This window comes from Halorientalis brevis, assembly GCF_042678165.1.
GTDB lineage: Archaea > Halobacteriota > Halobacteria > Halobacteriales > Haloarculaceae > Halorientalis > Halorientalis brevis.
The window spans coordinates 636,211-653,859 of the sequence record NZ_JBHUDJ010000001.1; the positions used below are offsets into that span (position 1 = coordinate 636,211).

Consider the following 17,649-nt stretch of genomic DNA (forward strand, 5'->3'; position numbering starts at 1 on the left):
CACGTCTTTTTTCAGAGCCACCCCGAGAGGTCAGCCGCCGGTCCGTCCGCCGCGAAGGGCGTCTCGTCGACGTGCACGGGCTCGAACCCGTCCTGATCGGCGAGCAACGACGCGGCCCCGGCGCGCGTCGCAGTGCCGGCGTCGACGACGCCCCACGGCGGCCAGAACGCGACGTACACGTAGCTACCGCCGGTGCTGTCCCACCGGACGTACAGGTCGGCCTCGTCCTCGGGTGCGACCAGACAGATCGACCCGTCCGTGACGGCGAGGACCTCCAGATAGTCCTGCACGTCGAGCGGCGGGGCGTCCCGACTGTCGTCGAGCGCCGTCCAGAGGAGGCGACAGGGCCGGCTGTCGGAGTGCTGAAACAGAACCTCACGGATCGCATCCCGAGCGGCCATGAGTATGAGTAACGCGGCCACAGTCCATAAGCATCCGGGTCGGGCCACAGCACCGCTCTCGCAGGAGCCTCGTCGGTCCACGGGGAATCGATGCCACCAGGGGTAGTGTTTTTACGTGTGATGGCATACCACATACCATGAAGTTCGTCATCGTCGGTTTCGGCCGAGTCGGGATGCGCACCGCACGGACGCTCAAGTCGGAGGGCCACGAGGTGGTTCTCGTCGAGGTCGACCCCGACAAAATAGACCGCGCGAAGGCGGAGGGGTTCGAGGTTATCGAGGGCGACGGGTCGAACGAGGACGACCTCACGGACGCCGGCCTCGGCGACGCCGACGCGGTCGCGGCGCTCACGGGCGACCTCAACACCAACTTCAGCGCGTGTATGGTCGGCAAGCACCACGGCTGTCGCACCGTGTTGCGCATCGACGAGGACTATCGCGAGGAGATCTACGAAAAGTACGCCGAGGACGTCGACGAGATCGTCTACCCGGAGCGACTCGGCGCTGCGGGCGCGAAGACGGCGCTGCTCGGCGGCAATTTCAACGTGCTCGCGGACATCACCGAACGGCTCTCGGCGGCGACGGTGAAGATTCCAGCGGGTGCCCCGGTCGTCGGCGAGCGCGTCGTCGCCCTCGAACTCCCGGGCGACGCCCGCATCTACGCGCACGGGCGGGCAAACGAGCCGATGACGATTCCGCTCCCGCAGACGGAAATCGAAGCCGGCGACAGCGTCGCGATCATCGCACACCCGGATTCGCTGGCAGGCGTCAGAGAGCAACTGCGCGGCGAAGCCGCGGCTGCGTGACCTGAACGGACGATAGGAAAGGGTGGGGTGGGGTCAACAGTGTCCGGGCGCGCCGGGAGGATGGGAGACTGAGGCCGTCTGCTGCGCGCCCGTACTCCAGCAGACGGGAGGAAGCCACTTAAAATCGCGTCAGACAACCGTCATACCGTCAGTCAGAGGGTGACTCTGCGCTCTTGTTGCTGTTGTTCGCGCCGGCCTGCGAGTCGACGCGAGCCGTCGTCACGTAGACGCTCGGCCGACCGAACACGACCTCGTCCATGAACGAGACGACGTACACGACGCTCTGGAGCGCCAGATAGAACCAGAGGGTCGCCGGCGCGAGGTACTCGCGCCAGTCGTGGGAGAACCCGTCGCGGTAGTCCTGAACGAACACGCATCCGACCGCGAGGGCCGGCGTCACCGCCAGCAGTCGCCACAGCCACTCGCCGTAGGGCAGGTACGTGTCCGTGTTGACGCCGAACAGTTCCAGTCCGAGTATCGGGATCGTAAAGGCGACGAACACCGGAACGAGCGCGTAGAAGAACGTGAATGCCGAGTCGAGGCGAGCGATCGTGGAGACGTTTTCGCTGCGCGGGAGCCGAGTCAGGTACCGGAACGCGACCTGCATCCAGCCGCGCGCCCAGCGCTTGCGCTGGCTCCACCACGACTGGAGCGTCGCGGGGTTCTCCTCGAAGGTGACGATCGAGGGGTCCACGTGGAGGCGTTTGCCGTGCTCGTGGATCTTCGACGACATGTCGATGTCCTCGACCAGCACGTCCTCGTCGAAGTCGCCGAGTTCGTCGAACAGTGTCGCGCGGAAAAAGGCCTGCCCGCCGCCGAAGATGGTGAAGCCGCCGAACACTTCGCGCGCGAACAGATCGCCTTTCTCCGCGATGTGGCGTTCGACGGTCGCGTGCAGCGACAGCAGCGAGTCCTCGGCGTTGTCCCCGTAGCAGCGTCCCTTCACGCACCAGATGTCGTCGTCCTGCTGGAACCAGGCGACGGCGCGGCGGATCGCGTCGGGCTTGAACCGGTGATCCGCGTCGATGCTGGCGATGATCTCGCCAGTGGCGTACTGCAGCGCGTAGTTGGTCGCCTTGGCCTTGCCACCGCCGGGCTCGTCGCGCTCGACGGCGACGAAGCGATCGTCGTCTGCGGCGGCCGCCTTACAGATGGCTTCGGTGTCGTCGACGGAGTCGGCCTCGTAACAGAGGACGATCTCCAGTTTCTCGGCGGGGTACTCGAGGTTCCGACAGGCGTCGATGGTGGCCGGAAGGACCGCGGCCTCGTTGTACGCCGGGATGACGACGCTGACGTCCGGGAGTTCCGCCTGGCGGTCGAGTTCCGGTGTCGCTGGCTGCGCGAACGCTAACACTGCCGAGAGCAGTGCGCGACCGGTGAGTCCGAGGAGCGCAACGAGCAGCACGGTCGTCAACACTCGGATCCACGACGGCGCGAAAACCGCCGGCACGTATAACAGCCCCATGATACAGAGCGTCGCGGCGAGGTATCGGACCCCCTCCCGTATCGAGAACTGTTGGCTCTCTGCTGTCTCCACTTCCATGACCATTAGTGTATAGGTTATAGACAAGTATCTGGTGATTTAGGGAATCCATACCATCAGTATGTGGTTCCTTGGCAACGGAGACCGTTACAGCAGCTGAGACAGTTACGAGGGCGAGAGTCAGTAACCGCACGCAGTTACTGCGAAGATTGATTGCCGACGGTCACGATCCCACGAACGTGGCCGTCACGTCCCGCTTCGACTTCGATGGCAGGCTCGAACTGTCCCTCGGCGAGGTGACCGGTGCGCTAGGTGATTCAGTTACCGTCCTGCCGATCGTCGTCGCACTCGGGACGCTCACTCCGGTGTCGATCGCACACGTCTTTCTGTTCTTCGGGCTGTTCCAGATCGTCTGGGGAGTCCGGTACGGGCTTCCGCTGTCGGTCGAGCCGATGAAAGCGCTCGCGGGGCTGGCGATCGCCGGTGCGCTCACCTACGGCGAACTCGTCGCGGCCGGGTTGCTCGCGGGGACCGTTCTCCTGGTCGTCGGTGCGACCGGGACGCTCGGCTACGTCGAGCGCTACGTCGGCCAACCGGTGATCCGCGGCGTGCAACTGGCCGTCGCGCTCCTGCTCGTGGAAGCCGGCCTCGACCTCTCGATGGGACGGCCGTCGATGGCCGTCGCCGGCGGCGCCATCGCCGTCGTCATCGCTGCCGTCGGGTACTGGCGGTTCGCCGGCCTGGCCGTCCTCGGCGTCGGCACGCTCTGGACGCTAGTCGTCGCACCCCTGCCGGCGCTCTCGCTCCCGACCCTGACTGTGTTTCCGACGGGCGACCCCGCGTTCACGGTCGGGGCGGTCGAGGGAACGCTCGCGCAGCTCGCGATGACTGTCGGGAACGCGGCGGTCGCCACGTCGCTGTTGCTCGGCGACTTCTTCGACGCCGACGTGTCGGCCGACCGGCTCTGCCGGAGCATGGGCACGATGACACTCGCGGCCGTCCCGCTCGGTGGGTTCCCCATGTGTCACGGCAGCGGCGGGCTCGCCGGCAAGTACGCCTTCGGCGCGCGAACCGGCGGGGCGAACGTCGTCCTCGGCGTGCTGTACCTGGGCGCGGCCCTCGTCGCGGGTCTGTGGCTCGGCTTCCCGCTGGCGATGCTCGGTGCCCTGCTGTTCGTCGTCGCCGCGCAACTGGGCCGGGTCGCGGCCGACACCGACCACCCGGTGTTGGTCGGCGCCATCGGCGTCCTCGCGGTCGTGACCAACGTCGGCGTCGCCTTCCTCGGCGGCCTGGCCTACTGGCTCGTCACACAGCGCGCCTGACCGGTGGACTTTCCACCGTCCCGGCCGTCTCCCGACCATGACCTGGGCGGCACTGTTCGAGCGTGCGATCGACTACGAAACCGACGTCGAGACCATCCAGCAGGCGCTCGCGGAGCGACGCGATGACTGAGACGCCGCCGGACCCGAACCCGGCGCGGTTCGTCGCCGACGCCGACGTGCTGGCCGCGGACCTCCTCGTCGGCGGTCCCGCCCGCGAGGCGCTCGACCTGGCACGCGACCACTCCTGGGTGACGCTCGTCGCCAGCGACGCGCTCCTCGACGACGCCGCGGCGGTCATCGCACAGTGTTCGACGCCCAACCTGGCCGCCGACTGGCGCGAGCACGTCGAGACGCTCCGCGAGCCGGTCGACCAGCCCGAGGGCGACCATCCGGCGTTGGCCTCAGCCTACAACGGGGACGCGGTCCACCTGCTCTCGTTCGACGACCGCCTCGGCAGCGCGCAAGCCGGCGCGAGCCTCCGGAAACACATGGACGTCAGCGTTCGCGAACCGCGGGCGTTCGTGACGTTGTTCGATCCCGAGTCGCTGTACGAGGTAGTGGTCGGCGGTGAGTACCCCGGTCCGGACCAGGACGCCCGCGGAAACTGAGTTTCGTACTCGCCCGGGCTACTGCGGCCATTCGACGGCGACGAGCGCGTGCCCCGTGTCTTCCTGATGGACGGTAGCGATCGCCTCGATTTCGGCGCGGCCGATGGCCGTCTGTTCGAGAGTGCAGTCCTCGCACTGCACGAGGAACTGCTTCGATTCCTCTTTGTCCGAAGCCGGTTCACTCGTGGCCATATCGCTTGCTCACCGTCGTCTCCCTTGAGAGATGGCCCAAAAGGATTAGGCTCAGTCGACGGCCACGGACGAACCGCGTCTCGTCCAGTTCCAGTCGCTAGCGCTCCTGGAACCACTCCGCGAACTTCGCCAGCGCTCGCCCGCGGTGGGAGACGGCGTTTTTCTCCGCGGCGTCCATCTCCGCGAAGGTCGTTCCGTCGTGCTCGAAGATGGGGTCGTAGCCGAACCCGCCCTCCCCGCGGGGCGCGACGAGTTCGCCTGGGACGTACCCCTCGAAGATCTTCACCGGGAGGTCGCCCTCCTGGACCTGGTCGTCGGTCGTCGCCGTCGCGCGCTCGTCGGCCGCCTGGTCCTGTCCCCTCCGCTCGCGATTCACCGGTTCCGGCGTCGCCGCGAAGTCCTCGCCGTCGCAGTAGGCGATGACGCTCCGGAACGACGCCGACCGGTCCGATTCCATCTCGGCGAGCTTCCAGACGCGTTCGATCCCGAGCGTGTCCTCCGCGTACGCAGAGTACGGCCCGGGGAACCCGTCGAGGGCGTCGACGAAGAGTCCGGAATCCTCGACGATGACTGGCTCGTCGACGTGCCGATAGGCCTGGCGGGCGCTGTGGGCGGCGACGGCCGCGATGTCGTCGGCCTGGATCTCGGTGGTGTCGAAATCGAGCTGTCGGACCTCGGCGTCGGCCCCGAGGTACTCGCGGGCCTCCCGGAGTTTCCCCTCGTTGGTGGTGACGAACCGGAGCATACGCCCCGCTCGGTGTGGCGGGACAAAAGAGGCGTCGCTTCACGTGCTGCCGGACAGACTCGTGGGTCGTTCAGGACATCTCCCGGCAGATACACCTCGACAATCGGTTTCTACGCGGCCACCGGCTGTGAAAATCCTGTCCGGCAGTATCAGTCGACGATGACTTCGACGGGCTCGTCCTGTTCGGTCTCGCTGCCACCGTCGTCGCCGCCGCGCTGCTGCCAGAAGAGTGCGCCGGCGACCGCCACCACGATCCAGGACCGCCAGTTCGCGAGATTCAGCGTATAGCCGATGCCGAACGGCTTCTCGACGAGCATCCCTTCGCCCGGCCGCCAGTACGACGAGAGCAGGCGCTTGATGGACGGTCGCTCGAAGTTGTACGGCACGCCGAAGATCTCTCCGGACTGCGGTTTGTCAGCCATGTGTGCAGTTATGATTGGGCGCGTAATGAACGTTTGTCCCCCACTTTTTACAGCACGGGGGTGTCCTCGGCCTCAGGCCTGCGGGCACCCCCGTCTGCAAAACCTGTTCCCGTGAGCTTGCGAACGGGAGCTTGGAAGACGAGCAACGCGAGTCTTCCGGTGGACTAAAACACCCTCCAGACTAACTTCGTTCGTCTGGAGTGAACCGCGCCGCTCCGCGGCGCGGATGCTGGTGTGTTCACTCCACAACCTGTACTTATCACCAGTATCCGCGCGAGCAGAGCGGGACCGGAGGTCCCGCAGGCCCGTAGGACCGAGGATACCCGACTTGGAAAAAGATGGCGGGCTACTGATATCGACCGCGACCCTCGACCTCGCGCAGATGCGCGAGCACCGCCTCGTCACCGACAGCCCTGTACGCGTCCTCGGCGGCCTCCAGCAGCGTCTCGGGGTCGTCGGCCGTGCCCGCGAGCGACTGGGCGAACACGTGGAGGTCCATCGCGTAGTCCTCGACGTCGTCGGTGTAGTAGCCCAGTCCGAAGTCGATGAGATACGTGCGGTCGTCCGCGGCGTCGTTGCCGAGCCCGGCGACGCGGACGTTCCGCGTCGTCGGATCGCCGTGGACGAACCCGGCCTCGTGGATCGTCGCGAGGTGGCGACCGACGTTGCGAACCCGCTGCTCGGTCAGCGCCCCCCGCAGATCCGTCTCGCCGACGCGCTCGAAGACGATCGTCGCCTCCTGGGGATCGACGTCATAGATGGCCGGCGTCGGGACGCCGTGCTGGCGCGCCTCGCTCGTGAGCCGCGTCTCCTCGCGCGTGCGTTCGATTCGGAGTCGCTCGTCGAGCGCAGGATGGCGGTACGAACGCGGCACCCGCCGTTTGACGACCCGATCCGGTTCGATGGTGACCGTCGCCTCCGCGCCCTGCACCTCGTCCTCGTCGGTGACTGGCTGGGAGACCGATTCGCCCGACCGCCACGTCACTGGCACCTGGTCCGGGCGGAAGTTCGAATCGATCTGCGAGTCCTCGATCGCCAGCGTGTCGCCGGCCGCGTACATCTTCGCGCCCAGGACGGCGATCATCCCGGCGTTGTCCCGCAGGAACCGGTTGTCGGGCGCGTAGAACTGGGCGCCACGTTGGGCGCACATCTCGCCGAGCATCTCTCGCAACCGTTCGTTCTGGCCGACGCCGCCACCGAGGACGAGTTCGTCGCTGCCAGTCAGCGACAGCGCGCGCTCGGCGACCTCCGTCAGCATCGCGAAGACGTTCTCCTGTAAGGCGAAACAGACGTCTTCGATCTCCTCCCCGCGGTCGTACGCCTGCTTGGCCGCGCTCATGATGCCCGAAAAGGAGAAGTCCATTCCCTTCACGACGTACGGGAGGTCGAGGTACTCGCCGTCTTTGGCGGCGTTCTCGACCTTCGGCCCGCCGGGATGCGACCAGCCGACGTGGCGGGTGAACTTGTCGATGGCGTTGCCGACGCCGGTGTCCATCGTCTCGCCGAGGACGCGGTAGCGACCGTTCCGGTAGCCCAGAATGTGCGCGTTCGCGCCGCTGGCGTTCAGACAGACCGGCGAGGCAAAGCCCGACTGGTGACGACCGATCTCCAGGTGGGCGACCATGTGGTTGACGCCCACGAGGGGTACGTCGAACCGCTGGGCCACCGAACGGGCGGCCGTGCCGACGATCCGGAGACACGGCCCGAGGCCGGGGCCGCGCGAGAACGTGACGCAGTCGACCGGTGGATCACCGTCCTCGTGGGTGGGGTCCTCGGCCGCGAGGTCGCGAGCGTGCGCGAGTGCAGTCTGGACCACCTCGGGGACGTGCTCGCCCATGTGTTCGGCGGCCTCGCGCGGGTGAATGCCGCCGCTCTCGGGCTGGTAGGCGTCGGTCTCGATGAAAACGGACTCGTCCTCGGATTCCGAATCGCCTTCGCCGTCGTAGACGGCCGCGCTGGCCGCCCAGGCTGTCCCTTCGATACCGAGAACGCGCATCTAGGGGTCTATTTCCACTCGGTGTAGCTGCACCGACCGCAGTGGAGGCGGTCGCCGTGGTCGGCGAGGAACGCGTCGCCACAGCGGGGGCACTGCTCTTTCTCCGTGGTGCCGTCGTCGTCGTAGAACTCGTGGCGGGGCATCTTATGCCTCCTCTGCCTCTTCCTCGGCCTCGTCGGCGTCGGCCGTGATCTTGTTGCGCTCGAGCATGTGGTCCTGCTCGACGTCCTTTGCGTCCTCGGGCGAGTCGTAGACCTTCGCGTAGCCGACGGTCTTGCGCATCCCATACTTCGTGTCGAGTTCGTGGACGACGACCTCGTCGGAGTCCTTGTTCAGTTTCGCCGCGAGACTGTCGCGAACGGAGAGACGAGACGGCGTTGCGTCCTCGTGGACCATCTCGAACCGGACGTCGGTCCGGTGCAACATCGGGTTCTCGTCTTCCTCGATGATATCGATATCCATGGTTCGTTGCCCTTACGTCTCCGCGAAACGAGTAAAAGGATTTCGAAGGGACCGCTACACGTCGACAGTCGATCCGGCACCGTCCGTGAGGCCCCCGGGGAGCCACGGTTTTCAATATTGAGCATTGGTGCCATGCCACGCAGGTATCGGCCCGTTAGCGTCGACTGCAGGGATAACTGATACATATCATGGGTGATAACGTCCGGTATCGATGGGCAGGACCACGCACGGCTGGGTCGAATATCGCCACGTGGACTGGTCGGACGATCAGTTCGAGGGCGACGGCTGGCGCGCGCTCGTCAACCTCCAGGAGATGATGGGCGGCCGCGCGCCGTTCTCCGGGTATCTGTTCGGCGTCGAGAACGACGCGAAGTTCGAACCGATCGCCCCCGACCGTGGACTGCCCGACTCGATGAGCCGCGTTGCCCGGCTCGACTACGAGGACGTCTCGAGCGACGACGCGTCCTGGGTCTCGCTGCGCGAACTCGAACGCGCCGACTGGGACGCGGTGCCGGAGTTGACGGCGGTCACCACCCGGGAAGAGTGGGAGGCGGCCGTTCGTCGCACCGAGAAGTTCACCCCGCAGGGGCGGCTCGTCGAACGCGACGTCGATGCCTGGACGGAACTACCAGCGGACACCGTGGAGACGCTCGCGACCGAACAGACGATCCGGTACGACGACTACGTCTACCGCGTCGTCCCGAAGCGGCTGCGCGAACTGGCCACCTACGACTGGCCGACGCTGTGGTCCTGGCTCACGGAACTCCGCGACCGCTGGGAACTCGATTCAGAACACGTTCGGCTCGTCGTCTGGTTCGTCGAGGATTAGTCCGCGACGCCGAGCAGCGACCACAACCGGTCCGCGTCGCCGTCCATGCGACCGAGGAGGTCTCGCATTCGCTCGACTGACTCGCCAGTACAGGTGACCAGCACCATCCCTTCGTCGGGCTGTCCGTACACGACGCTCGCGCCCGTCGGCGCGGCGACGACGGCCGGCAACGCAGCCAGATCTTCTTCGCCATCGACGACGATCACCGTCGAGGTACCGTCCGCTGTGCCGTCGAGTGCCGCACGCAGCGCAGTCACCAGCGGTTCCGACAGCGTCGCTGCCGGATTCGAGACGTGTCGTTCCCGGTCGAACGCGTCGCTGTCGATCGCGTTCTGGATGTGATCGTCGACGGCCGAGCGTTTCGTCCGGCCGTCGACGAGCGCCACGTCCGGCGTCCGATCGGCCTGCATCAGGTGGTAGGTGACGATGTCGCCGACGGCGACGAGCGGCTCGGCGGCGTCGGCCAGGAGCGCCTCCGTGTCGGTGTAGATCGGGCCGACGGGCTCTTTGAGCTCTGAGCGGAGTGCAGCCTGCAGCTCGACGACGACCGCCGTCTCGTCGCCGTCCGCACTGGAGTGGTCGTCTGTCACGGCCTCAGCGGACTTTCAGGGCGTACTTGCCCGGTTCGGTGACCTGCATCTCCGAGGCGATCTCGCTCTCGTCGGGGTGGCTGATGATGACGTAGCCGGCCCAGTCCTCGGTCAGCGACGACGAGCCACACGCCACGCAGGCCTCTTCCTCACCGGACGACTGGACGCGGTGACACTCACGGCAGACGAGTCTATCGGCCATGATTACTCACCTGCAGTCGCCTCGCGCTCTTTGCGCTCCTCGTCGAGCCAGCCGTGCTTGCCGAGCCCGACCTGTTTCGCCGTCAGGCCGATCTTCGAGTCGCGGGGGTTGCGTTCGTCGATGCTCTTCGTGACGATGCGCGCCCGCACTGCGTCGCCCACGCCGAGCGTGCGATTCGAGTCTCGGGAGGCGAGCTGTTGGTTCTCCTCGTCGTACGCGAGGTACTCGTCGGAGATCTGGCTGACGTGGAGCAGACCGTCGACCGGTCCGATACCCACGAAGGCACCGAAGTTGACGACCTCGACGATCTCGCCGTCGACGACCTCCTGCATCTTCGGATCGAAGGTGAGTGCGTCGAACTCGGCCTCGTAGTAGACGCCAGGCTGGTTCGGCAGGACTGCACCTTCCCCGATGTCGTGCACCTCGATAACCGAGACGACGCTCCCGACGTCTTCGTCCATGCGTCCCTCCAGCTTGTCCTGGAGCAGGCGCTTGACGAGCCCGGGAGTTACGTCAGCGAGGTGCTCGGGCGGCACCTCGACCGTGTCGCGAAGTTTAACCCGTTTGTACATACTATGGTTGAGTGATGGCGAGTTTGTGCTGACCCCTTAAACCAATTACTGGAACGCCTCGTTCGAGGAGGCGGTCTCGCAAGGGGTGGTCTCTCGTGACGACGTAGTCACACTCGCCTGCGGCGGCGAGTTCGACCAGCGCGTCGTCGGCGTACGATTCCTCGTGCTCGAGTATCCGGCAGCGCTCGGTCGCCAGGTCGTGCCCGACGCTCGCTGCCGTCCCCTCCGCACCGTTGTTGCCGTCTGCGAGTTTCGCCAGCTCGTCGACGACGGCCCGCGGTGCGGCGAGGTCATCCGTGGTGAGCAGCCGATCGAGTTCCTCGAACACCCGCACGTTGCATTCGACCGGCATCATCAACGCGCTGGTGTCCATGCAGACCGTCATCCACGCAGCGTACCGACGCCGATCAGCCGCCAGCGCGCACCGACCCGGCGGTTGATGGCGATCTTGGCGCCGTCCTGGGCGCAGACCGGCCGCTTCAGTGCGACTTCACATTCGCCGGTGCGCGCGCTCGTGACCGATCCGACCGTCGTGGCCGTGCCGACCGTCAGCATGAGCGGTTCGCCGGTGCTGATCTCCTCGACTTCCTCCTCGACGTCGCCGACGATCCGTTCGAGCAGTTCCACGTCCATCGTGAACTGCTCGTGGACCGGCGGCAGCGTGCCGGGCGGGCCGGCGACCTGCCCCGCGAGGGCGTCGCCTTTCGTCAGCGACGGGTCCAGTCCCGTCCCGACGCCCAGGAGGCCGCCGGGCGAGGCTTCCTCGACGTCCTCGCCGCCGGCCTGGATCGACCTGACGGTCGTCTCGACGGGACGCCACTCCGTCTGGCCGCCTTCCTCGACCTCGCGGCCGGGACGGAGTTCGAGGTCGTCGCCAGCCTCGAGGCGGCCCTGCGTGAGGCTCCCGCCGAGGACGCCGCCCATCAGCGAGTCCCACGTGGTACCCGGGCGGTTGATGTCGAAGCTGCGCGCGACGAGCATCTGCGGATCTTCGCTCGGGTCGCGGTCGGGCGTCGGGATCTCCTCCTCGATGGCGTTGATCAGTACGTCCATGTTGACGCCCTGCTGGGCGCTCGTCGGGATGATCGGGGCGTCTTCCGCCACCGTCCCGGACACGAACTCCTTGATCTGTTCGTAGTTCTCGGCGGCCTGTTCGCGGTCGACCAGGTCGATCTTGTTCTGGGCGATGACGATGTTGTCGATGCCGATGATGTCCAGCGCCATCAGGTGCTCTTCGGTCTGTGCCTGCGGGACGGGTTCGCTGGCCGAGACGACCAGTACCGCGCCGTCCATCAGCGAGGCGCCCGAGAGCATCGTCGCCATGAGCGTTTCGTGACCCGGTGCGTCGACGAACGACACAGTCCGAAGCGGTTCGCTCGGCGAGCCGTCCGGACACTCGTCCTCGACCGTGTACTTGTCGGGTTCGTCGAGGTCAGGGCAGTGCCGGAACGTCGCGTCGGCGTAGCCGAGGCGGATCGAGATTCCGCGCTTCATCTCCTCGGAGTGCTGGTCGGTCCACTCCCCCGAGAGGGCCTGCACCAGCGTCGTCTTGCCGTGATCGACGTGGCCGACGAGTCCGATGTTCACCTCCGGTTGTCGGTGTTCGTCTGTCATTTCGGAAGTAATCTTATCGTGTCTTCGCCGCCTGCGGGTGATAAAGTTGCTGTTCTCCCTTCCGCAGTGACAACGGTCGCACCTGCCCCGCCACGGCGTCTGTCAGTGCTGTCGTCACCCGGACAGTCGGCCTGACGTGCAGAGAAATCAACAAGACGAAATGACAGCGCTGAAAACCTCACTGCTGATGTCCGATTCACCTCCAAATCGGCGCGAGTTCCTGCGCGCGACGGGACTCGCGGCCGCCCTGACCGGCATCGCCGGCTGTGTTCAAGACCGTGCGCCCGGCACGGCCGAACCGAACAGCACGACAGCAACGGACGAGCCAACTGCCACCGCGACGGCCCCCGAGAGCACAGACGCACCAACCGCAACGGAGACCGAGGTCGAAGAGACCACCGAGGCGGAGACGACGGAAGAAGAACCCACCGAGTCGATCCCCCCGCTCACGGCGGACGGGTCCTCCACGATCTACCCGATCGCGAACAAAGCGGCATCCTACTGGAATTCGAACGTGCCCGCTGACGACCGAGAATACTGGCCTCACGCCGAGTACGGCATCGAGACCGACGAGAACCTCGCCGACTACTGGGCCGGAAAGAATGGTTTCGAACCGACCGGCGAGCGCTCGACGCCGCCGTACGTCGTCAACGTGGGGTTGAGCCACTCCGAGAGAGGCGTCAAGAGCGTCCAGAAAGGCCGCGTCGACATCGGGAACTCCTCGGCGCCCGTCGCGGCCGAACTCCCCGACGCCGATCAGTCCACGCTGGATTCGTTCGTCGATCACGTCGTCGCCGTCGACGGCCAGCCGATCGTCGTCTCCCGCGAGATCTACGACGCCGGCGTCACGAAGCTCACCGGCGACGAACTGAAGAAGATCTACACGAAGGAGATCACCAACTGGAGCGAACTCGGCGGCCCGGACAGGGAGATCCAGGCCATCGCCCGCGCCGAAGGCTCCGGGACCGACACCGCGTTCCGCGCGAACCTCTACGGCGATCCCGAGGCACCCATCGAACCCGACGTCAGGAAGGAGATGAACCAGCAGGTCAAGCAACTCGTCGAACAGTCCGACAACGCCATCGCTTACCTCGCGCTCGCGTTCGTCGAACCCGACGGCCCAGTCCCGCCGGTCGCCCTCGAACTCGACGGCACGACCTACGAGTACGGCGAGAACCTCGGGGCCAAGGAGTACCCGCTCAGTCGCGACCTCCACTGCTACACGTGGAAGGACACGTCCAAGAAAGAGGCCGCCTTCCTCGACATGGTCCTCTCGGAGTTCGGACAGGATACGTTCGTCGCCGACAACCACTACCTCACGCTCCCCGAGAACCGGAGAGCGACTCAGCGCCGACGCCTGCCGAGTCGGAACTGACGGCCCAGCGCCACCGATTTTCGCAGCGTGACTCTGTCGGTAGATATACGTGCCACCACACACCATTATGCGACCATATTGTCATATACTCGACTATATTTCAACAATGAACTATCGTGATAAAATCAAGTCGACGCTCGCCCGCTTGCGAGGCGCCGCGGAGCCACGGGCGGAGAGCCGTCGCGACGAGGGAGCCGGAACCGTGACGCCAGTACCGGACGGTGGCCAGATCCCGGGGTCGGAGGACGGGCCGGCGTCGCTGGACGAGATCGGGCTGCGAGCAGGGGTCGACGACGAGCAGTTGCTGTCGGCGCTCGGTCTCGACGTCGCGGAGATGGACTGGCGAAAGGAGTTCGTCGGCTTCGACGACGGCGACGCAGAGCGGCTGGCGGAGCTGACGCCCCTGTTCGAGGACGTCGCCGACGATCTCGCCGACCACTTCTACGATCACCTGGGCCAGTACGAACAGACGCTCGACGTGCTCGACCGCTCGGACCGGTCGGTCGAGCAGCTCAAGTGGACCCAGCGCCGGTACCTGCTGAGCCTGGGTGACCATCCGTACAGGCCAGGTGGGACCGCCGGCTACGGGCGGGAGTACTTCAAGCAGCGGGCGGTCATCGGGAAGCTCCACGAGCGCCTGGACATGCCGCCGAAACACTACATCGGCATGTACCAGCACTACCACGAGCAGATCGTCGGTGAACTGTTCGACCGGCTGGAAGCCGAGCTCGGCGACTCGGACGACGACGCGGCCGCCCTCGAGCGGACGCGCGACCAGCTCCAGTCGTTCCTGCGGATCACGAACGTCGACATGCAGATCGCGATGGACGCGTACCTCCAGTCGGGCGAGCAGATCTGGGTCGACGCCCTGGAGGAACTCCTCCAGCCGGTCATCGTGCTCGACCGGGAGGCCGAGATTCTCCTGTTCAACGAGGCGATGGAGGAGCTGACGGGCGTCACCGAGGCGGAAGCCCGGGAGATGCCACTGTGGGAAGTGTATCGAACCGACGAGACCCACGACACGAAAACGACGATGCTCGAAGTGGTTCTGGAGAGCGAAGACCCGGTCCGCGAGCAGGAGTTGGAACTGCTGACCCACCACGACGAGCGGCGAAACGTCGTCCTGTCGAGCGTCCCGCTGTACGACGACCACGGCGCCCTCGTCGGGGGGACCACCGTGATCCAGGACATCACGGATCTGCGCCAGCAGGAAGAAGAGCTCGAACGACGCCAGGAGACGGCGGCGGAGATGAAAGCGGCGATCGCGGAGTTGCGCGACGCCACGGCCGCCGTCGCCGACGGGAGCGACGAGATCGCCGACCTCGCCGACCAGCAGCGCGACGACGTCGAACAGGTGGCCAGCGAGGTCTCGAACATGAGCGCCTCGATCGAGGAGGTCGCCGCCAGCGCTGAGCAGGTCCGCGAGACGAGCCGTGACGCCGCGTCTCTCGCCGACGACGGCCGTGAATCCGCCGACGAGGCCCGCGAGCTGATGACCCGACTCGACGCGGACCGCCAGGGAATGCTCGACAAGGTCGAGAACCTGCAGGACGCCGTCGCGGAGATCGGCGACATCGTCGACATCATCGACGACATCGCCGACCAGACGAACATCCTGGCGCTGAACGCCTCCATCGAGGCCGCCCGCGCCGGAGAAGCCGGGGAAGGCTTCGCCGTCGTCGCCGACGAGGTCAAGCAACTCGCCGAGGAGTCACAGGCACAGGCCGCCGAGATCGAAGCGCTCGTCGAGAGCGTCCAGGCCGACACCGCGGACACGGCCGAGAGCCTGCAGAACACGGGCCAGCGCATCGGCGACGGCGTCGAGCGCGTCGAGGCGATCCTGTCGAAACTCGACGAGGTCGTCGCCGCCGCCCAGGAGACGGCCGAGGGGATCGAGGAGGTCGCCGACGCGACCGACGACCAGGCGTCGAGCACCGAAGAGGTCGCCGCCATGATCGACCAGACGGCCACGCAGGCCCAGGACGTCGCCGACGAGATCGAGGACATCGCCGACGCGGCCCAGTCGCAGTTCGCCCAGGCCCAGACCATCGAAGAGGGAATGGAGGAGCTCGCGGACGAGGGCGCCGAGTAACCCGCCCGGAGCGCGAGACTTTTGCGCGCACCGTCCCTGGTCTCGCCCGTGCAGGAGTTCGCCTTCGAACTCGCCCTGGCGGCCCACCTCGAAGCGGACGGCGAGGCCATCGTGAGCCGCCAGCTCGGCACCGCAGTCCGCGGCCGGCGCATCATGGACCTCGTCCTGGTCGACCCCGGCCCGAAATTCGCCGAGCGCGCAGCGATCACGCCCGATCGGATTCCGACCCCCGCGATCGAGAGCGACGTGGGCACCGGTCGCTTCCGCTACTGGAAAGACGCGTTCGACCGCCATCCCGACCACGCCGAGTCGATCGTCGAGCGGGCGGTGGACCTCGGCTTCTTCGAGCGCGAACGCCGCCGCGGCCGAACGTACGTCCGCCAGACGGCACGGTACCCCGAGGACTGGTTCGGCCGCCTCGTCGGCGTCGAGAACAAGCCGGACCTCGCCCGGCCGGGCGATCTCCAGACCCAGCTCCAGAAGGACGTGAGCCTCGGTCTGCTCGACGCGGTCGTCCTCGCCACGGAGTCGTACGTCACCGGCGCACACCTGAACCGCATCCCCGAGGAAGTCGGCGTCTGGCGGTTCGATCCCGAGAGCGGCGACCGGGAGGTGCTCCGCGAGCCGACGCCGCTCTCCCCCGACGAACCCGGTATCGACATCGTCGAGGAGCGGACCGCGCGGACTGACGTCGAAGTCGTCAGCGCCGCCGAGAAGGCCCGGTACCGCCGTCGGGTGGCCGAGCGCGCCTACGGGAAAGGCTGGCGGACCTACGAGTTGCCCGCGTGTGCCGAGAGCGAGGCCGGCGAGCGGTTCGGCACCGCGTGTCTGCCGTTCTGTCGGTGGAAGGGCCGGCTCGTCGACGCGGCGAGCGAGTGCGGCCCCGACTGTGCGGGGTTCGCGGCGGCCGAAGCGCCCGACGTGGACCTGGTTGCCGAGCGGGACCGACGACAGCCCTGGGACCCAGATCCCGAGGGCCGCCAGCGGCGCCAGTCCGGGCTGGACCGGTTTCTGGATTAGAGCGCCAGCCAGACGCCGACCATCACCAACCCAGCGCCGACGAGACGGCGCCCCACTCCTTGTTCCCCGAACAGCGCCCCGCCAGCGAGCACCGTGAGCACCAGTGACACCCGGAGGACGACCGTCGCCTTGGCGGCCGCGACCAGCGCGAACGCGGCGAAGATGAGGACGCTCCGGAGCGTGGTCATCGCCCCGAGCGCGAGAAAGCGCCGCTGGCCGAGCGCGCGCGTCGGCAGGGTGCCGTCACGGCGTCTCAGCAGGACCCCGAAGGCCAGCGCCATCTGGACGTAGAGCAAGAACGTGAACAGCAGCGACGGCACCCGGACCACGACGAAGCGGGCGGCGACGGAGGCGACGGCGTACAGCCCGGCCGTCCCGAGTGCCAGCAGCGGCCCCGGTTCGGTGACCCGGGCCAGCGGCGAGGAAAGCGATTCATCGGCGAGAATGACGTACCCGCCCAGGGTGGCGGCGAAGGCGCCCAGGATAACGCTGGGGCCGAACGCAGTGGCCAGCACCAGCGGTTCCAGCACGGCGACCAGCAGCGGCGTCGACTGCCGAAGCGGCGAGACGACCGAGAGGTCCGCCTGCGTCAGTGCAGTGAGAAACGCGTACAGCGCGAGGACGTTCGCGACGCCGGCGACGAGCGTCCCGGCGACGACGGTGAGGGTTACCGAGACGGGCTGCGTAGAGAGCACCCAGAGTGCGACCGGAAACAGGAGCAGACTACCGAGGATCGACGTGACGTAGCTCAGCCGGAGCGCGTCGACGTCGGCGGTCAGGTGCTTCTGAAGCGTCTCGTAGCCCGCCTGGACGACGGCGCCGGCGAGCGCGACGGCGACCCAGAGGTCGACGAGTGTCATCTATCCGACTGCGAGCGTGCCGCTGTCTTCAGTGTCCCGCACTCGTTCAGCAGTTGCG

21 protein-coding genes are annotated in these 17,649 nt (G+C 66.8%); 7 read left to right on the forward strand and 14 right to left on the reverse strand.

What is annotated here, in order from left to right:
* Nucleotides 1-11 precede the first annotated feature (11 nt).
* Nucleotides 12-401 (reverse strand): hypothetical protein, encoded by a 390-nt coding sequence (locus tag ACFR9U_RS03245; RefSeq protein ID WP_247376744.1) that lies wholly within the window; start codon nt 399-401, stop codon nt 12-14.
* A gap of 137 nt (nt 402-538) precedes the next feature.
* Here ACFR9U_RS03245 and ACFR9U_RS03250 point away from each other — a divergent pair, with 137 nt between their 5' ends.
* Nucleotides 539-1,207, forward strand: a complete 669-nt coding sequence (locus tag ACFR9U_RS03250; RefSeq protein ID WP_247376742.1) for a potassium channel family protein — start codon at nt 539-541, stop codon at nt 1,205-1,207.
* Between the two features lie 148 nt (nt 1,208-1,355).
* On the opposite strand, the gene ACFR9U_RS03255 is transcribed toward ACFR9U_RS03250, so the two are convergent.
* Nucleotides 1,356-2,750, reverse strand: a complete 1,395-nt coding sequence (locus ACFR9U_RS03255; protein ID WP_247376739.1) for a glycosyltransferase family 2 protein — start codon at nt 2,748-2,750, stop codon at nt 1,356-1,358.
* A 179-nt stretch (nt 2,751-2,929) separates the two neighbouring features.
* Between ACFR9U_RS03255 and ACFR9U_RS03260 the strand changes: the two genes are divergently transcribed.
* Together ACFR9U_RS03260 and ACFR9U_RS03265 are read left to right on the forward strand one after the other, a co-directional pair.
* Nucleotides 2,930-4,012 carry a putative sulfate/molybdate transporter gene (locus tag ACFR9U_RS03260; protein WP_247376737.1) on the forward strand — a complete coding sequence of 361 codons (1,083 nt, stop codon included), beginning with the start codon at nt 2,930-2,932 and terminating at the stop codon, nt 4,010-4,012.
* Between the two features lie 122 nt (nt 4,013-4,134).
* Entirely contained in the window at nt 4,135-4,620 is a 486-nt protein-coding gene (locus ACFR9U_RS03265; RefSeq protein WP_247376735.1) for a DUF7384 family protein, read from the forward strand.
* An 18-nt stretch (nt 4,621-4,638) separates the two neighbouring features.
* Here ACFR9U_RS03265 and ACFR9U_RS03270 read toward each other — a convergent pair whose 3' ends face one another.
* The 6 genes from ACFR9U_RS03270 to ACFR9U_RS03295 all read right to left on the reverse strand — a co-directional run bounded on the left by ACFR9U_RS03270 (nt 4,639) and on the right by ACFR9U_RS03295 (nt 8,437).
* Nucleotides 4,639-4,812, reverse strand: a complete 174-nt coding sequence (locus tag ACFR9U_RS03270) for a hypothetical protein (protein ID WP_247376733.1) — start codon at nt 4,810-4,812, stop codon at nt 4,639-4,641.
* A 97-nt stretch (nt 4,813-4,909) separates the two neighbouring features.
* The gene (locus tag ACFR9U_RS03275; protein ID WP_247376731.1) at nt 4,910-5,557 is read right to left on the reverse strand and encodes a non-canonical purine NTP pyrophosphatase; all 648 of its coding nucleotides are present in this window, start codon (nt 5,555-5,557) and stop codon (nt 4,910-4,912) included.
* Between the two features lie 149 nt (nt 5,558-5,706).
* Nucleotides 5,707-5,979 carry a DUF5808 domain-containing protein gene (locus tag ACFR9U_RS03280; protein WP_247376729.1) on the reverse strand — a complete coding sequence of 91 codons (273 nt, stop codon included), beginning with the start codon at nt 5,977-5,979 and terminating at the stop codon, nt 5,707-5,709.
* Nucleotides 5,980-6,325: 346 nt separating this feature from the next.
* Nucleotides 6,326-7,975, reverse strand: coding sequence for a bifunctional N(6)-L-threonylcarbamoyladenine synthase/serine/threonine protein kinase (locus ACFR9U_RS03285; RefSeq protein ID WP_247376727.1), 1,650 nt, complete (start codon nt 7,973-7,975; stop codon nt 6,326-6,328).
* Between the two features lie 8 nt (nt 7,976-7,983).
* Nucleotides 7,984-8,118 carry a 30S ribosomal protein S27ae gene (locus ACFR9U_RS03290; protein WP_247376725.1) on the reverse strand — a complete coding sequence of 45 codons (135 nt, stop codon included), beginning with the start codon at nt 8,116-8,118 and terminating at the stop codon, nt 7,984-7,986.
* 1 nt (nt 8,119) lies between these two features.
* A complete protein-coding gene (locus ACFR9U_RS03295) occupies nt 8,120-8,437 on the reverse strand; it encodes a 30S ribosomal protein S24e (RefSeq protein WP_247376723.1) in 318 nt (105 codons plus the stop codon).
* Between the two features lie 211 nt (nt 8,438-8,648).
* Between ACFR9U_RS03295 and ACFR9U_RS03300 the strand changes: the two genes are divergently transcribed.
* Entirely contained in the window at nt 8,649-9,266 is a 618-nt protein-coding gene (locus tag ACFR9U_RS03300) for a hypothetical protein (RefSeq protein WP_247376722.1), read from the forward strand.
* Here the strand turns inward: ACFR9U_RS03300 and ACFR9U_RS03305 are convergent.
* From ACFR9U_RS03305 to ACFR9U_RS03325, 5 genes are read right to left on the reverse strand one after another with little or no spacing between them, the layout of a single operon-like run.
* Nucleotides 9,263-9,856 carry a GTP-dependent dephospho-CoA kinase family protein gene (locus tag ACFR9U_RS03305; protein WP_247376719.1) on the reverse strand — a complete coding sequence of 198 codons (594 nt, stop codon included), beginning with the start codon at nt 9,854-9,856 and terminating at the stop codon, nt 9,263-9,265. The genes ACFR9U_RS03300 and ACFR9U_RS03305 overlap by 4 nt on opposite strands.
* Nucleotides 9,857-9,860: 4 nt before the next feature.
* Nucleotides 9,861-10,061: a transcription elongation factor subunit Spt4 gene (gene spt4, locus ACFR9U_RS03310; RefSeq protein WP_345893365.1), complete on the reverse strand. Its 201-nt coding sequence runs from the start codon at nt 10,059-10,061 to the stop codon at nt 9,861-9,863.
* Entirely contained in the window at nt 10,061-10,630 is a 570-nt protein-coding gene (locus tag ACFR9U_RS03315; RefSeq protein ID WP_247376715.1) for a DNA-directed RNA polymerase, read from the reverse strand. The genes spt4 and ACFR9U_RS03315 overlap by 1 nt, the downstream gene beginning before the upstream one ends.
* A gap of 1 nt (nt 10,631) precedes the next feature.
* On the reverse strand, nt 10,632-11,003 hold the full coding sequence (locus tag ACFR9U_RS03320) for a DUF188 domain-containing protein (RefSeq protein WP_345893362.1): 372 nt from the start codon (nt 11,001-11,003) through the stop codon (nt 10,632-10,634).
* Nucleotides 11,004-11,011: 8 nt separating this feature from the next.
* Complete coding sequence (locus ACFR9U_RS03325; RefSeq protein WP_247376712.1) at nt 11,012-12,244, reverse strand: translation initiation factor IF-2 subunit gamma; 1,233 nt, start codon at nt 12,242-12,244, stop codon at nt 11,012-11,014.
* 187 nt (nt 12,245-12,431) lie between these two features.
* Between ACFR9U_RS03325 and ACFR9U_RS03330 the strand changes: the two genes are divergently transcribed.
* The 3 genes from ACFR9U_RS03330 (at nt 12,432) to ACFR9U_RS03340 (ending at nt 16,731) form a co-directional block, all read left to right on the forward strand.
* Nucleotides 12,432-13,619 carry a substrate-binding domain-containing protein gene (locus ACFR9U_RS03330; RefSeq protein ID WP_247376710.1) on the forward strand — a complete coding sequence of 396 codons (1,188 nt, stop codon included), beginning with the start codon at nt 12,432-12,434 and terminating at the stop codon, nt 13,617-13,619.
* Between the two features lie 106 nt (nt 13,620-13,725).
* Entirely contained in the window at nt 13,726-15,711 is a 1,986-nt protein-coding gene (locus ACFR9U_RS03335; protein ID WP_247376708.1) for a methyl-accepting chemotaxis protein, read from the forward strand.
* 48 nt (nt 15,712-15,759) lie between these two features.
* The gene (locus ACFR9U_RS03340; RefSeq protein ID WP_247376706.1) at nt 15,760-16,731 is read left to right on the forward strand and encodes a DUF5787 family protein; all 972 of its coding nucleotides are present in this window, start codon (nt 15,760-15,762) and stop codon (nt 16,729-16,731) included.
* Here the strand turns inward: ACFR9U_RS03340 and ACFR9U_RS03345 are convergent.
* Entirely contained in the window at nt 16,728-17,591 is an 864-nt protein-coding gene (locus ACFR9U_RS03345) for a DMT family transporter (protein ID WP_247376705.1), read from the reverse strand. The two genes, ACFR9U_RS03340 and ACFR9U_RS03345, sit on opposite strands and share 4 nt — an antisense overlap.
* Between the last annotated feature and the right edge of the window lie 58 nt (nt 17,592-17,649).